We start from the raw sequence: 14,244 nt of genomic DNA on the forward strand, positions 1-14,244 counted from the left end.
CGGCAAGTGCCGTATGGACGGCCTACGACCTCCTGCACCCAGGAACTCGTAGGCATCATCAGCCGGGCTGGCCGGCGGTTGTTTGGAGGAATGCCATCTCCAGTGGACGGCATTGTACGCGATTATTCGCCGGCGTCGACCATGCGCGGCACACGCGTCTGAGCGAGCGCGAAATCCTCGGGAATGCCGATATCGATCGTCTGGCTCACGACGGGCACCGCATGAATGGTCAGCCGCGGCAGATGCGCCTGCAAAAAATCCTGTTCGAATGAAAAGCGCTCGGGCAGCGTGAAGCGCTCGAATGCGCGCCTTCGGATCCGATAGACGCCCGCATTGATGCGGCCCGCGCCGGCTTGGCCTTTTCGCGGAACGCCGTAATGCGTCGCGGCAGCGCATGCTCGAACTCGACCGCCCCATAACGGGCGACATCGCCGAGATGCGCGACCGCCATGGCGATATCCACGTCGCGCGCCGCCGACGCCTGCGTCAGGGCAGCAAAATCGACGACCTCTTCAATGGCGAGCGCCGACGATGACGACATGGGCCCGGCGGCGCTCGCCGAAAAGCACGCCCCGCCCACACGTCGCGCGTAACCGGTCAACCTCCGACGACAGGCCACATACACGTCGTCATGCGTGTTCATCGTCAAAGTCCGTTCGGCTGATACAGCACGATTCGACTGCCGGACGTGTCGAACTTGAATTTGACGTGCAACAGATGCTTGAGCCGCTCGCGTATTTTTGCGTGGTGCTCAGGCTTGGCGAACAGCAGCATGAAACCGCCGCCGCCCGCGCCGAGAATTTTTCCGCCGAGCGCGCCGGCTTGGATCGCCGCCTCGTAGATCTCGTCGATGTGCGGCGTCGACACGCGATCCGACAGGCGGCGCTTGTATTGCCAGCTTGCATCGAGCAGCCGACCGAATGCCTCGATCGGCGTGTTCGGATTCGCGAGGATCGAAATCGCTTCGTCGACCATGCCGCGCATCTGAAACTGCTCCTGCTCGCGCTGCTTCACATTGTCGATGGTGGACTTCGCGATCGCATCGGCGATGCGCGAAAAACCCGTGAACAGCAAAAGCAGATGACCATGCAATTCGTCCAAGCGCCATGGCGGAACGATGACGGGCTCGACATCGAACGAACCATCGCGACGGAAGTCGATGAGATTCATGCCGCCGAACGCCGCGGAGATCTGGTCCTGCGAACCGACGTTCTCACCGATCAGATTCTGTTCGATATGGATCGCGTCGCTGGCGAGCGTTTTCGGGCTCACCATTTCCCCGCGCAGCGCGTAAAGCGCATGCGCGAGACCGACGGTGAACGCGGAGCTCGATCCCAAGCCCGAACGCGCGGGCAAATCGCCGTCACGGTGAATATCAAGGCCTTCGGCGATGTTGGCCCAGTTCAGCACGGCGCGCACGGACGGGTGCTCGATCTCGTCGATGTCGACCACGTTCTCGATCCGCGAATACACGATCCGATGCTTGTGCGTAAAGAACGGCGGCAAACGGCGGCAGCTGATGTAGCAGTACTTGTCGATGGTCGTCGCGAGGACCGCGCCGCCATGCTCGCGAAACCAGCGTGGGTAGTCTGTGCCGCCGCCGAAGAACGAAATGCGAAACGGGCTGCGTGTGATGATCATGCGGTCCATCCCCGAAGCGCCTGCGTTTCAAGCGGATCGAGGCCATGTACTCGACGTTCTTGCGCTCGCGTTAGATTCCTTGACATAGATCAAAGACAATCTGGCACGCGGACATTCTTAGCGGGAAAATCGATGGCGGTCGCGATATCGCGCGGGCGAAATCCCTTGGGATTGCGTAAAGAAATTGGTAAACGCGATCGTCGATTGATACCCGACACGCTCGCTGATCTCGCGAATGGGCATCGACGTGTGTTCGAGCAAGCGGCAGGCTTCTTCGGCGCGCGTACGCGCGAGCACATCGCTGAAGGTCGAGCCCTCGGCGGCGAGTCTGCGCTGCAGCACCCAGCGCGTGACGTCGAGTCTTTCGCAGACCACGGCTTGCAACGCCTTCGACTCGACGCGATCCGCTTGCAGCGCGAGGGATTCGCGCACGCATCGCGCGACCATCGGCGCGAATTGCCCGCTTTCGCGGATCCGAGCGAGCTTCTCGCGCGCAGCGGGCCGTTGACTTTTCGCGAGCGCCGCGTTGTAGATTTCGAAAGGACGATCGAGTGCGGACGATTCGATCACCAGGCGATTGCGAGGCTGGCCGAGACGCACATGCGCGCCGATCGCGTCGCCGATCGAGGCGAGACCCTTGATGTCGTCGGCCGTGATCGACACATCTCGAATGCCGATATCGGCATCGTAGAGCTTCGCGATCGACGTGATCATCGCGAAGTTCCCCAACACGCATCCGGCATCGCGCGACGTACCGTCGAGCACGTAATCGAAGACGATTTCCGTCCCCGCTTCCTGCGCGAGCAACCAATCGACGTTGCCGACGAAATCGCGGTATTCGATAAAGTCGCGCAGCGCCTCGCGAAGCGTCGCGCCGTTCATGACGATGCCGGCCAGCTCCGGAAAATGCGCGAACCAGCCCGGCATATCGCCCTCGCCCGCGTGCTCTCTAAGATGCAGGCCCTTCGCGAACGCCAGCATTTTCAAATGCTTGTCGCCCGGCACGCGCGCGTCGGCATGCGCGAGCTCCGCGTCGGTCACGCCGACGAACGCCCTGAGCTGATTCGGGTCGAGGCCGTGCCGCTCCGCGGAGGCGAGAAACATCTTGAGAATATGCGCCGATACGGATTTCTGTCTCAGGTCCATGGTGTCTCCGTCCACGGGTAAGCCACGCGAGGGTTTTCCTGATGCGCGCTTGATTAACTTCCGCCCCCGACGATGAATCCTGAGCCGGTTCAAGTTCTTAGAATCCGTTACGACGTCTTTCAACCGGTCAGATAGGTAGTTACCACGCGTGCCCGCACCGGGCAATCGGGGATGTCACCGGCCGTCTAAAGACGCTCGCGCAAACGCTCCGTTTCATAACCCGTATCAGCACGACAACGACTGGGAGACAGGGGTGCCAAATCGAACCTTCCGTATGACATGGCTTGCGTCCTGTGCGTCGATCGCCTTCGCCGCCGCCGCATTCGCCAACACGAACGACGTTGCCAACGACGCCTGCGACTCGGGCACGTGGGGCGGTCCTTTCCACTATGCGCGTGACGGTGCGTCGGCGGACGCGCGCGCGGCCAAGCTCGTCCAGCAACTCACGCTCGACGAAAAAATCCAGCTCGTGCACGGCACCGGCATGCCGATCTACGGCATCGGCGGTCCATTTCCTTCATGGGTTCAGGGTGCGGGCTATATTCCCGGCATCACGCGGCTCAATATTCCGCCGATCGCGTCCGCGGATTCGGCCGCGGGCGTCAATCTTTCGGGGGTCAACGCGACGCCGTTGCCCGCGCCCGTCGCGCTGGCCTCGACATGGAATCCGAATCTCGCGTCGCTGTTCGGTGCGCGAATCGCGAAGGAGTTGCGCGTGCTCGGCTACGAAGAGGGCCTCGGCGGCGGCCTGAATCTCGCGCGCGAACCGCGCGACGGCCGTACGTTCGAGTATATGGGCGAAGACCCCGTGCTCACGGGCACGATGAGCATCGCGCGGACTTACGGCACGCAAGCGCAGGGCGTCATCGCCACGGTCAAGCACTATGCGTTCAACGATCAGGAAACGAACCGGATGACGAGCAATTCGGTCGTCGACGAACGCACGATGCGCGAGACGGAACTACTGGCCTTCGAAATCGCGGTCAAAGGCGGCCGGCCCGGCAATGTCATGTGCTCGTACAACCTGCTCAACGGGACATACGCGTGCGAGAACCCCTATATTTTGAGTACTGCATTGAATGAATGGGGCTTCAAGGGAATCGTGCAGTCCGACTGGACGGCCACGCACAGCACGGTCGCGGCGGCGCTCGCGGGGCTCGACGAGGAACAACCCGGATACTTCGATACGTACTTCAGTTCGAGCCTCGAAGCCGCCGTCACGGCAGGGACCGTGCCGCTGTCGCGACTGAACGACATGGTCCAGAGAAAGCTGCGCACGCTCATCGAGCTCGGCATCTACGACAACCCGCCGACGCCCGGCGGAACCGTCGATACCGCAGCCGGCAATCAGGACGCGCTGACGGTCGCGCACGAGTCGATGGTGCTGCTCAAGAACGGCTCGGCATCGAACAGCAACGCCCCCGTGTTGCCGCTCGCGGCCAACGTCGGCTCGATCGTCGTCATCGGTGCGCATGCGGACGTGGGCGTGCTTTCCGGCGGCGGTTCGGGTGGGGTGCCCGCGCCGAACGGCAATGCCGTCACGGGGTGCACGGCCTCGGGCTTCACGAGTTGTCCGGTCTGGTACAAGTCCTCGCCGTTGACGGCCATCCAGGCCAAGGCGCCGCAAGCGAAGGTCACGTTCTTCGACGGGACCAATGCAAGCGCCGCGGCCACGGCGGCGGCGACAGCCGACGTCGCGATCGTCTTCGCGAGTCAATGGGAGGCGGAGGGCACCGATCTGACGACGTTGAGCTTGCCGACGCCCGCGCTCGATGCGACGGCGCTCTACGACCAGAACGCGCTGATCACGGCTGTCGCGGCCAAGGCCAAGCGCACGATCGTCGTGCTTGAAAACGGCAGTCCGGTGCTGATGCCGTGGCTCGGCAGCGTCCAGGGCGTTCTCGAAACCTGGTATCCGGGCATTCAGGGCGGCCAAGCGATCGCAGACGTCTTGTTCGGCGACGTGAATCCGTCGGGCAAGCTGCCGATCACGTTCCCGCAACAGGATGCGGATCTGCCTCAAACGACGATCAGCTCGACTGACCTGAACGTCGTCTACAGCGAAGGGCTCGCGATGGGCTATCGCTGGTACGACACGCGCAGCATCGAGCCGCTCTTTCCGTTCGGATATGGCCTCTCGTACACGTCGTTCGAACATTCGAGCCTGCATGCGGACGCGGACGGCGACGGCAACGTGACGGTCACGGTGAACGTGAAGAACACGGGCGCGAAGGCCGGCGCCGATGTCGTGCAGGTCTACGCCAGCTTGCCCGCGTCACTGCGTGAGCCGCCGAAACGGCTCGTCGGATGGGCGAAGGTCTATCTGCAGTCGCGTCAATCGCAACAGGTCCGCGTACAGATCCCTGCCCAGCGATTTGCGACATGGGATGCGACGAAACATCAATGGTCGCTGACATCGGGATCGTACGGCATCATCGCGGCCGCTTCGGAACGCGATCCCAACGCGTTGACGCAGTCGGTGAGCATTCGCGGTTCGCACTAGCGCTTGACGACTCGGAAGCGGTACGCCGCTTCCGAGCACCTCGCGTGCCTCGGTCGGTTGCCGATTCCGCCGTACCGATTGAAGACATGCACACCGGCGTGCTTGCCCTCACACGCACTTTCACGCTGAGAGAGGCACGCCCACTCGCACACGAACCGAAGGCGCGGCACGCAAGGGCCGCAACGCCCTCGCACAACGCCGCGCTAAGCCACCAGCAGCTTCGCCATTTCCCCGGCAAGCGGCTGGTTCGCGACGTCGGGAATGATCAAATGGAATTCGACATGCGGCAGGGCCGGCAAATGACGGCTTTTCCCCAACGGCACGACATCGTGCGGAACGGCCGACGCGTTCAGGCATGAAAACCCGAGCCCCGCGGACAACGCGGACTGGAGCCCCGCGACGCCCGATGCCGAATGCGCGATGAAATAATCGACGCCTGCTTCGTTGAGCCGCGCGAGCGCGTAACGTTGCATCGAACAGGTGTCCGGCAGCGCGACCAAGGGTAAAGGACCGTCCGGCGCGCGCTCGAGCGAAGATGCGCCGACCCACTGCAGCGGTTCACGGCGAATCATGACGCTCGCCGGTTCGTCATCGTCCGCGGAACTCGGAACGCTTGCCGAATCGGCGACGCGCATCGAGATGCCGAAGTCGAAATGGCCCGATCCCGCGTCGCGTCGAATCATCGCGCTCTTGTACACGGTGACGTGCAGACGCAGCGACGGGTAACGCTCGCCGATCTGCTTGAGGATCTTCGCAATATCCGTGGGACGGAAATAATCGGTGATCGCGAGCCGCAAATCCCCCGCCAGCGACAAGCCTTGAATATCGCGGTACGCCGCGTCGTTGAGCAGCAGCAGTTTGCGCGCGTGTTCAAGCAACCTCGCGCCCGCCGGCGTCAGCGACGCCCCCTTCTTGCCGCGGATGAACAGCACGAGCCCGCACGACTCCTCGAGCTTGCGAATCTGTTCGCTGACAGCCGAGGGCGAGCGATTCAAGCGTCCCGAGGCCGCGGACAGGCTCCCCGTGTCGGCGACCACAGTGAGCGTATGCAAGAGTTCGAGATCGAAGCGGCGCATGTTTATCCTTTCGGTTTTCCGATGGATAAGACCACAACTTCCCGCTTTTCAGCAAGAACCCGCGCTGCGACGATAGGCCTTCCCAGTCGATATGGAGAGTCTTATGCCGGGAATTCAACTGACCGTATCGGGAGACGGCGATACGGGGCGGTCCGAACATTTCGCCGCGCAATTGAGCGCGCTGACGTGCTCGGTACTCGATAAGAAATTGGCCAACACGATGGTCATGGTCCGTTATGTGCCGCACGCGCACTGGTTTATCGGCGGCCAATCGCTCGCCGCGCTTGGGCAGAATTCGTTCCGGCTCGAAGTGACGCTCACCGAGGAAACGAATACCAAGGATCAAAAAGCGAGCTATCACCGGCAGGCGTTCGAGCTGCTGTCCTCGCTCATCGGCAACGTGCACCCGCATTCGAACGTCCACATCGTCGATTGCGCCGCCACGAGTTATGGCTACGGCGGCTTGACGCAGGAATATCGTTATCAACACGGCAAGACACAGCATGCACGCATCGGAAGCGAATCCGCACGCTGACGCGCGCACGGCGACACGCGATCGCTGGCGCGGTCAGGTCGCGATCCTCGCGATCGGGACCTTCGCGGTCGGCACCGATGCGTTCGTCATCGCGGGCGTACTGCCCTCGATCGCATCGAGCTTGCGCGTCAGCCTCGCCGCGGCGGGGCAGATGGTCACGATCTTCTCGCTGGCCTATGCGCTGTCCGCGCCGATCACGGGCGCGCTCAGCGCCGCATGGTATCGACGTACGGCATTGACCGCGGGTCTGCTGCTGCTCGTCGTCGGCAACATCCTGACCGCGATCGCGCCCACGTTCGGACTCGCATTGGCGTCACGCGTCGTCGCCGCGATCGGCGCCGGACTCTACACGGGCACCGCGAGCGCCACGGCCGCCGCATTGGCGGGCCCCGAACGGCGCGGCCAGGCGATCGCGATCGTCGTGCTCGGCATGACGCTCTCGCTGGTATTGGGCGCGCCGCTCGGAACGGCGATCAGCACGATCTGGAACTGGCGCGTCACCTTGTGCGCCGTGGCCGGCGTCGGCGGGCTCGCGGGCGCCACCGTCTTCGCGCGGATTCCGGCGTTGCGCGAGGTCGCCGGGATCGGCTTGTCCGCTCGGCTCGCACCGCTTCGCGATCGGCACGTCATGCGCATGCTGCTGCGCGCGCTGCTCGTGTTCATCGGGATCTTCATCCCGTACACGTATATCAGCGCGATCTACGCGCGTGCGACGACCGCCGATCCGCGCTTGCTCAGCGGGCTGCTTCTATGCTTCGGCGTGGCCAGCACCGTCTCGAATCTCGTGGCGGGCCGGCTGTCCGATCGCTGGGGTCCACGGCGCGTGCTCGTCGCCGGATCGCTCGGACTCGTCGCGGTCTTCGCGAACATGCCCTGGATGAGCGCAAGCCCGATGCCGGCCTTGCTCGCCGCGTTCCTGGCGGGCCTGTTCAGCTTCTCGCAGACGACGCCGCAACAACATTGGATGCTCTCGCAGGCCCCGCGCGGCACGCAATCCGTCGTCACCTCGCTCTATCAGGCGACGCTGTATCTGGGCGTGTCGCTATCGGGCGCGATCGGCGCGTACTTCATGCAGCGCGTCGGACCGCACTTCCTGAGCTGGCTCGCGGCGGCCTTTGTGTTGCTGTCGCTGTTACCGATCGCGTCGAGCCGGGATGCCTAGCCCTTCGTCGTCCAGGGCCCAAGAAAGTCATACGATCGACTTGCCATCCGGGCTGCACGACGGCTCGTACGGATTCGCCGGCCGTGCGCGGCCCGGACCACGCGCCCTGCTACACTCGCGCGTGATCCACGACATCTCGCCAGCCCGCGACACCCCGCCCCAAGCACACGCCATGTCAAGAAGACCGTCTCCTGAACAACGACGCGAACTGGGCGCATTCCTGTCGAGTCAGCGCGCGCGTCTCGTCCCGTCCGAATTCGGGCTGCCCGAAGGACCGCGCCGCACGCCGGGCCTGCGGCGCGAAGAGGTCGCGGTGCTCTCGGGCGTCAGCGTGAGCTGGTACACCTGGCTCGAACAAGGCCGCGACATCCAGCCTTCGGCCGACGCGCTGCGCCGGATCGCGAAGGTGCTCAAGCTCGATCGCGTCGAAGCGGACCATCTGTTCGCCCTCTCGTCACGCGAGCCGCTTCGGTCCGTGGCGGTCGGCGAAGCGATCAGCGAGGGGCTCGACATGCTGGTGCGAGGCATTCCGTTTCCCGCGTATGTCCGCAACACGCGGCTCGATATCCTCGCGTGGAACGACCCGATCGCCGATCTGTTCGTCGATTACGGCTCGCTCGAACCGCACGAGCGCAATACGCTGCGGCTGCTGTTCGTCTATCTTCCGTATCGCACGCTGATTCTCGATTGGGAACAGATGGCGCGCGGCATGATCTCGACGTTTCGCGCGTCGCGCGCGCAAGCGCAGGACAAGGCGCCGTTCGACGCGCTCGTCGACGAGCTCTCCGAACTGAGTCCCGAGTTCCGCGCGTGGTGGCAGGACACCTCCGTCAAAGGCTTCGACGAAGGCGAAAAGCGCCTGCGCCATCCCGTGAACGGTGCAATCGCGTTCCACTATGTGGCGCTCACGCCCACGGGCCGGCCCGACCTCTCGCTCGTGACGTACATCCCCAAACCGTCTGCCAGGGACTCCGACTCATAGGATCACAAGACGCCTTCTTGAGCGTCTTCGGCTTGCCTACAGTGACGTCCATGCCGCGGATTCAGCGGCGCACTCAACGCTCACGGAGGCCAGCATGTCGAACCCGAATCCCCTCGCCGCACCCGGCGCCATCTCGCGCAACCCCGCAACCGGCGAACTGATCGCGACCTACGCGTTCCAGACGCCTGCCGACGTCGACCGGATGCTCGACAACAATGCGGCCGCTTACCGGCTCTGGCGCGCTACGCCGATGACCGAACGCGTCGAGACCTATCGCCGTCTCGCGACGACGTTGAGAAACCGGCGCGAAATCCTCGCGGCGCTCATCACCGCGGAAATGGGCAAGACGATCGGCGCGGCGCGCGCCGAAGTCGAAAAGTGCGCGGCGACGATCGACTGGATCGCCGAGCACGGCCCCGCCATCCTCGCCGATGAACGCGCCCCCGTCGACGGCGACGACGATGTCTACGTGTCCTATCTGCCGATCGGATCGATCCTCGCGGTGATGCCGTGGAATTTCCCGCTATGGCAAGTCATTCGCGCCGCCGCGCCGATCATGTTGTCGGGTAACGGATTCATCCTCAAGCACGCGCCCAACGTCATGGGATCGGCCTATGCGCTGCAGGCTGCCTATGAGGCCGCCGGTTTCCCGAAGGACTTGTTCGTGAACCTGAACGCCGACAACGAGACCGTCGCGCAGGTGATCGAGGATTCGCGCGTCGCGGCGGTCACGCTGACGGGCAGCATGCGCGCCGGCGCAGCAGTCGCGGCGCTCGCCGGCAAGGCCCTCAAGAAGAGCCTGCTCGAACTCGGCGGCGCCGACGCCTTTATCGTGCTCGCCGACGCCAATATCGATCTCGCCGTCAAGGCCGCGATCGAGGCGCGCTTCCAGAACGCCGGGCAAGTCTGTCTGGCCGCCAAGCGCTTTATCGTCGAGCGATCCGTCGCCGACGCATTCACGCGCAAGTTCGTCGAAGCCGCGAAGCGACTCAAGGCCGGCGATCCGCTCGATCCGTCGACCGCGATCGGCCCGATGGCGCGCGCCGATCTGCGCGACGAACTCCATCGTCAGGTCGTACGGACGGTCGAAGCGGGCGCCACGCTGCTGCTCGGCGGCGAGCCGATCGACGGACCCGGCAATTTCTATGCGCCGACCGTGCTCGCCGACGTTGCCCCCGGCATGGCCGCGTTCGACGAAGAAACCTTCGGCCCTGTCGCCGCGATCACGGTCGCCGACACCGCCGAGCATGCGATCGCACTCGCCAACGCAAGCGACTACGGCCTCGGCGGCAGTCTCTGGACACGCGATGTCGCACGCGCTCAGCGGATCGCGCGACGCCTTGAAACAGGCGGCGTCTTCATCAACGGCTTCCCGGCATCGAACCCGCGGATTCCCGTCGGCGGCGTCAAGAAGAGCGGATACGGCCGCGAACTGTCGCACTTCGGTCTGCGCGAATTCACCAATGCGCAGGCGGTCTGGGCCAAGACCGTCGATTGAGCCGACGCGCGTCACCCCGGCGCCGGATCGCCCGGCGCCGAACCCCGCACCGGAAAACGCGCCATGCGTCACCGCGACGAACGGCCGATCGCACCCAGACGTCGCTTGGATTCCACTCGAACGCCGACTCGATGTCGGTCTGCCGATCACAACACGCCGCCGAATCGCGGAATGCTTATTCCGCGAAGGGCTAATCCCCCCCGAAACCCGCACTCTCCGGTTAGACTCGCGGAGCTTCGTCGATTTCTCGCGTACGCGGCCCGCTTCGTCATTGCCCGACGCGCGGCGGCGTCCTTCGGCATCGACCGACAAGGGACTCGGCAACCGCCGAGCGCGGCGAGCAAAGACGAATCGGCGGCCATCCGCTTGCCATTGACCGTTCCACACACGACCCATGACGAATCGGAGAATCCAAGTCTCGCGCGCCATCACGATCCTGCTTCCCCTTGCGGTCGTGCTGGCCCTGCTCTGGTGGACGCTGCTGCGCACGGTTCAGACGATCGATACGGTACCGATCGAATACGGCGATATCGAGTCAAGCGTGACCGCGCTCGGTACACTTCAGCCGCTCAGCTACGTCGACGTCGGCGCGCAGGCGTCGGGCGCGATCCGCCGCATTGCCGTCGCGCCCGGCAGTCATGTCAAGAAGGGCGACCTGCTCGTCGAGATCGATCCGTCGATCCAGCAAGCCAAGGTCGATACGGACCGCGCCGCGCTCGACAGCCTGCATGCGCAGCTCGCGCAGGCTCACGCGCAGCGCGATCTCGCGCAACAGGAAGCGGATCGGCAACGCCAGATGAATACCGACGGCGCGACGCGTATCGAAGACGTGCAGTCCGCCGACAGCGCATTGCGCGTCGCCGTCGCGCGCCTCGCCGATCTCGGCGCGCAAATCGACGGCGCGCGATCGACGCTCAACGGCGATCTCGCGCAGCTCGGCTATACACGCATCTTCGCGCCGATGGGCGGCACGGTCGTCACGCTCGACGCGCGCGAAGGGCAAACGCTCAACGCGACGTATCAGACGCCGAACATCCTGCGCATCGCCGATCTGTCGAAGATGACCGTGTGGACCGATGTGTCGGAAGCCGATATCGGAAAAGTCCGCGCCGGCATGCCCGTCTACTTCACGACGCTCGGCTATGTCACGAACGACGTGCCGCGCCGATGGACGGCTCATGTCCGCCAGATTCTGCCCGCGCCGCCGCACACGCCGTCTCAGTCGCAATCGGGCGAGTCGGGCACGCAAACCGCCGCGCCGTCGCAGGGCGCGGGCAAGGTCGTGCTCTACACGGTGCTGTTCGACGTCGACAACGCCGACGGCGCGCTGATGCCGCAGATGAGCGCGCAGGTGTTCTTCGTACGGGCGAGCGCGACGCACGTGCTCGTCGTCCCCTTGACTGCGATGGAGGCCGTCGCGGGCGAGCCGGACCGCTATACCGCGAAAGTGCTCGTGGGCGAGCGCGTCGAAACGCGCGAGGTCCGCACGGGCACACATGACCGTTTGCATGCCGAGGTCGTGTCCGGCCTGTCGCGCGGAGATCGGCTCGTGACGGACATCCGCACCGAACGCGCGGGCGAAGGCAAGTTCCGGTGGTAAGCACGCCCATGACCGCGCCGAACGCCCCCCTGATCGAACTCGAGGACATCCGCAAGTCGTACGGCGGCGGCGACAGTCCTTCGGTCGAAGTCCTGCACGGACTCACGCTGACGATCCGCGCGGGCGAATTCGTCGCGATCATGGGCACGTCGGGCTCGGGCAAATCGACGCTCATGCATATCCTTGGCTGCCTCGACCGGCCGACCTCGGGCACCTATCGATTCGCGGGACGCGACATCGGCGCCTTCGATGCCGACGAACTCGCGTGGCTGCGCCGCGAAGCGTTCGGCTTCGTGTTCCAGGGCTACCACCTGATCCGCACGCTCGACGCGCTGCGCAACGTCGAAATGCCGGCTGTCTACGCGGGTACGCCCGCCCCGCAGCGCGACGCGCGCGCACGCCGTCTGCTCGAACGGCTCGGGCTTGGCGACCGGCTCGAACATCGGCCGAACCAGTTGTCGGGCGGGCAACAGCAGCGCGTGTCGATCGCGCGCGCGCTCATGAACGGCGGGCGCATCATTCTTGCCGACGAGCCCACGGGCGCGCTCGACAGCAAGAGCGGCGCCGAAGTCATGGCCCTGCTGACCGAACTCGCGGACGCGGGGCACGCCGTCATCCTCATCACGCACGACCGCGACGTCGCCTCGCGCGCCCGTCGCATCGTCGAGATCCATGACGGCGCGATCGTCGCGGACTCGGCATCGAGCGCCGCGTCGGCGACGGCGTCGACAGCTTCGGCTTCGGCTTCGGCCGCTTCGACGGCAGACGATCGGGCTCGTGTTCGTGAAATCGCGCAAACAGGCTCGACACATATCGATGCCGAGCCTCCCACGCCGGGCCCTGCCGCCCTCTTCGGCGACACCCGCGATTTCATGGCCGCGATGGCCGCCGGCGTCGCGCGCAACGCCACGCCGTGGGCCGACGCGCGCGAAGCGATGCGCACCGCCTGGCATGTGATGTGGACCAATCGCTTCCGCACCTTGCTGACGCTGCTCGGCATCGTGATCGGCGTCTCGTCGGTCATCGTGATGCTCGCGATCGGCCTCGGTACGCAGGAACAGGTGATCGCCAAGATGGCGACGTTCGGAACCAACCGGATCTACGTCGTGCCCGGCAGCAGCAGTCCGCGCGAGCCGGGCGGCACGCTGACCGTCGCCGATGTGGCGATCATCCGCGACGTGCCGCATGTCAAGCTCGCGATGCCGTTCGCGGCCGGCGACGTCACGGTGCGCGCGGGCAACGTGGACGTCCGCACGCATATCTGGAGCGTGACGACCGACGCCGAAGAAATCCTGCACTGGAAGCCGTCGCGCGGTCTGTTCTTCACGGACGAAGACGAACGCGAACTCGCGCCCGTGATGCTGCTCGGCAAGAAGGCGCGCGAGAAGCTGTTCGGCGAGGCCAATCCGGTGGGCCGCTACGTGCTCGTCAACAACGTGCCGTTCCAGGTCATCGGCGAACTCGAGGAAAAAGGCGCCGTGTCGGGCGACAAGGACGACGACGACGTCGTGCTCACGCCGTTCTCGACCGGCAGCCGGCGCGTGATCGGCGACACGAATCTTTCGTGGATCTCGGTGCTCATCGACGATCTCGATAACGCGCCGCAGGTCACGCAGCACATCAAGGAAGCGTTGACGAAGGCGCATCACATCGAAGATTTCGGCGTCTACGACCAGGCCGCCGCGGTCCGCGCGCAGCAACAGACGCAACGCACGCTGACGTTGCTGCTCGGCCTCATCGCGGCTGTTTCGCTCGTCGTCGGCGGCATCGGCGTCATGAACATCATGCTCATGACGGTCAAGGAACGGACGCGGGAAATCGGTATCCGGATGGCGACCGGCGCGCGTCAGCGCGATATTCTCCGGCAGTTCCTGACCGAAGCGATGCTCGTGTCGCTCGTCGGCGGCGTGACCGGCACGGTGCTCGGACTCGCGATCGGTTCGGTGCTGATCCTCTTCGACGCGCCCGTCATCTTCTCGGTCCGCGGCATCGTCGCGGCGTTCGCCTGCGCGCTCGCCACGGGACTCGTCTTTGGATTCGCCCCCGCAAGACAGGCTGCGCGGCTCGACCCCGTCGTCGCGCTCGCGAGCGAATGAGGCCC

12 protein-coding genes and 1 riboswitch are annotated in these 14,244 nt (G+C 64.8%); of the genes, 7 read left to right on the top strand and 5 right to left on the bottom strand.

Going from position 1 to position 14,244, the window contains the following annotated elements; genetic code table 11:
• Positions 1-42: 42 nt before the first annotated feature.
• Positions 43-110: riboswitch (Fluoride riboswitch) on the bottom strand.
• Positions 111-122: 12 nt separating this feature from the next.
• The 4 genes from D7S86_RS30455 to D7S86_RS23365 form a co-directional block, all read right to left on the bottom strand.
• A complete protein-coding gene (locus D7S86_RS30455) occupies positions 123-254 on the bottom strand; it encodes a hypothetical protein (RefSeq protein WP_276313544.1) in 132 nt (43 codons plus the stop codon).
• The gene (locus tag D7S86_RS23355; RefSeq protein ID WP_121089898.1) at positions 230-643 is read right to left on the bottom strand and encodes a glycosyltransferase family protein; all 414 of its coding nucleotides are present in this window, start codon (positions 641-643) and stop codon (positions 230-232) included. Before D7S86_RS23355 ends, D7S86_RS30455 begins: the two co-directional genes overlap by 25 nt.
• 2 nt (positions 644-645) lie before the next feature.
• Positions 646-1,641, bottom strand: coding sequence for a GHMP family kinase ATP-binding protein (locus D7S86_RS23360; RefSeq protein WP_121090066.1), 996 nt, complete (start codon positions 1,639-1,641; stop codon positions 646-648).
• Positions 1,642-1,758: 117 nt separating this feature from the next.
• Entirely contained in the window at positions 1,759-2,787 is a 1,029-nt protein-coding gene (locus tag D7S86_RS23365; protein WP_121089901.1) for a helix-turn-helix transcriptional regulator, read from the bottom strand.
• A gap of 274 nt (positions 2,788-3,061) precedes the next feature.
• Here D7S86_RS23365 and D7S86_RS23370 point away from each other — a divergent pair, with 274 nt between their 5' ends.
• The gene (locus tag D7S86_RS23370; protein WP_121089903.1) at positions 3,062-5,290 is read left to right on the top strand and encodes a beta-glucosidase family protein; all 2,229 of its coding nucleotides are present in this window, start codon (positions 3,062-3,064) and stop codon (positions 5,288-5,290) included.
• A gap of 203 nt (positions 5,291-5,493) precedes the next feature.
• On the opposite strand, the gene D7S86_RS23375 is transcribed toward D7S86_RS23370, so the two are convergent.
• Complete coding sequence (locus D7S86_RS23375) at positions 5,494-6,366, bottom strand: LysR family transcriptional regulator (RefSeq protein ID WP_121089905.1); 873 nt, start codon at positions 6,364-6,366, stop codon at positions 5,494-5,496.
• 103 nt (positions 6,367-6,469) lie between these two features.
• Here D7S86_RS23375 and D7S86_RS23380 point away from each other — a divergent pair, with 103 nt between their 5' ends.
• The 6 genes from D7S86_RS23380 (at position 6,470) to D7S86_RS23405 (ending at position 14,239) form a co-directional block, all read left to right on the top strand.
• Positions 6,470-6,901: a tautomerase family protein gene (locus D7S86_RS23380; protein ID WP_121089907.1), complete on the top strand. Its 432-nt coding sequence runs from the start codon at positions 6,470-6,472 to the stop codon at positions 6,899-6,901.
• Positions 6,870-8,063: an MFS transporter gene (locus D7S86_RS23385; protein WP_205962880.1), complete on the top strand. Its 1,194-nt coding sequence runs from the start codon at positions 6,870-6,872 to the stop codon at positions 8,061-8,063. The genes D7S86_RS23380 and D7S86_RS23385 overlap by 32 nt, the downstream gene beginning before the upstream one ends.
• A gap of 172 nt (positions 8,064-8,235) precedes the next feature.
• Positions 8,236-9,045, top strand: a complete 810-nt coding sequence (locus tag D7S86_RS23390) for a helix-turn-helix transcriptional regulator (protein ID WP_121089909.1) — start codon at positions 8,236-8,238, stop codon at positions 9,043-9,045.
• Between the two features lie 94 nt (positions 9,046-9,139).
• Entirely contained in the window at positions 9,140-10,543 is a 1,404-nt protein-coding gene (locus tag D7S86_RS23395) for an NAD-dependent succinate-semialdehyde dehydrogenase (protein WP_121089911.1), read from the top strand.
• 394 nt (positions 10,544-10,937) lie between these two features.
• The gene (locus tag D7S86_RS23400) at positions 10,938-12,143 is read left to right on the top strand and encodes an efflux RND transporter periplasmic adaptor subunit (RefSeq protein WP_121089914.1); all 1,206 of its coding nucleotides are present in this window, start codon (positions 10,938-10,940) and stop codon (positions 12,141-12,143) included.
• Between the two features lie 8 nt (positions 12,144-12,151).
• Positions 12,152-14,239, top strand: coding sequence for a MacB family efflux pump subunit (locus D7S86_RS23405; RefSeq protein ID WP_121089916.1), 2,088 nt, complete (start codon positions 12,152-12,154; stop codon positions 14,237-14,239).
• The last annotated feature ends 5 nt before the right edge of the window (positions 14,240-14,244 follow it).

The sequence above is a fragment of the Pararobbsia silviterrae genome, from assembly GCF_003628125.1.
In the GTDB taxonomy this organism is placed as follows: domain Bacteria; phylum Pseudomonadota; class Gammaproteobacteria; order Burkholderiales; family Burkholderiaceae; genus Pararobbsia; species Pararobbsia silviterrae.

Excerpts from the sequence above, each read along its gene's own strand:
- D7S86_RS23400 (WP_121089914.1), top strand. The coding sequence starts at position 10,938 with ATGACGAATCGGAGAATCCAAGTCTCGCGCGCCATCACGATCCTGCTT.
- D7S86_RS23360 (WP_121090066.1), bottom strand. The coding sequence starts at position 1,641 with ATGATCATCACACGCAGCCCGTTTCGCATTTCGTTCTTCGGCGGCGGC.
- D7S86_RS23375 (WP_121089905.1), bottom strand. The coding sequence starts at position 6,366 with ATGCGCCGCTTCGATCTCGAACTCTTGCATACGCTCACTGTGGTCGCC.
- D7S86_RS23395 (WP_121089911.1), top strand. The coding sequence starts at position 9,140 with ATGTCGAACCCGAATCCCCTCGCCGCACCCGGCGCCATCTCGCGCAAC.
- D7S86_RS23355 (WP_121089898.1), bottom strand. The coding sequence starts at position 643 with ATGAACACGCATGACGACGTGTATGTGGCCTGTCGTCGGAGGTTGACC.
- D7S86_RS23370 (WP_121089903.1), top strand. The coding sequence starts at position 3,062 with ATGACATGGCTTGCGTCCTGTGCGTCGATCGCCTTCGCCGCCGCCGCA.
- D7S86_RS23405 (WP_121089916.1), top strand. The coding sequence starts at position 12,152 with ATGACCGCGCCGAACGCCCCCCTGATCGAACTCGAGGACATCCGCAAG.
- D7S86_RS23380 (WP_121089907.1), top strand. The coding sequence starts at position 6,470 with ATGCCGGGAATTCAACTGACCGTATCGGGAGACGGCGATACGGGGCGG.
- D7S86_RS23385 (WP_205962880.1), top strand. The coding sequence starts at position 6,870 with ATGCACGCATCGGAAGCGAATCCGCACGCTGACGCGCGCACGGCGACA.
- D7S86_RS23365 (WP_121089901.1), bottom strand. The coding sequence starts at position 2,787 with ATGGACCTGAGACAGAAATCCGTATCGGCGCATATTCTCAAGATGTTT.
- D7S86_RS23390 (WP_121089909.1), top strand. The coding sequence starts at position 8,236 with ATGTCAAGAAGACCGTCTCCTGAACAACGACGCGAACTGGGCGCATTC.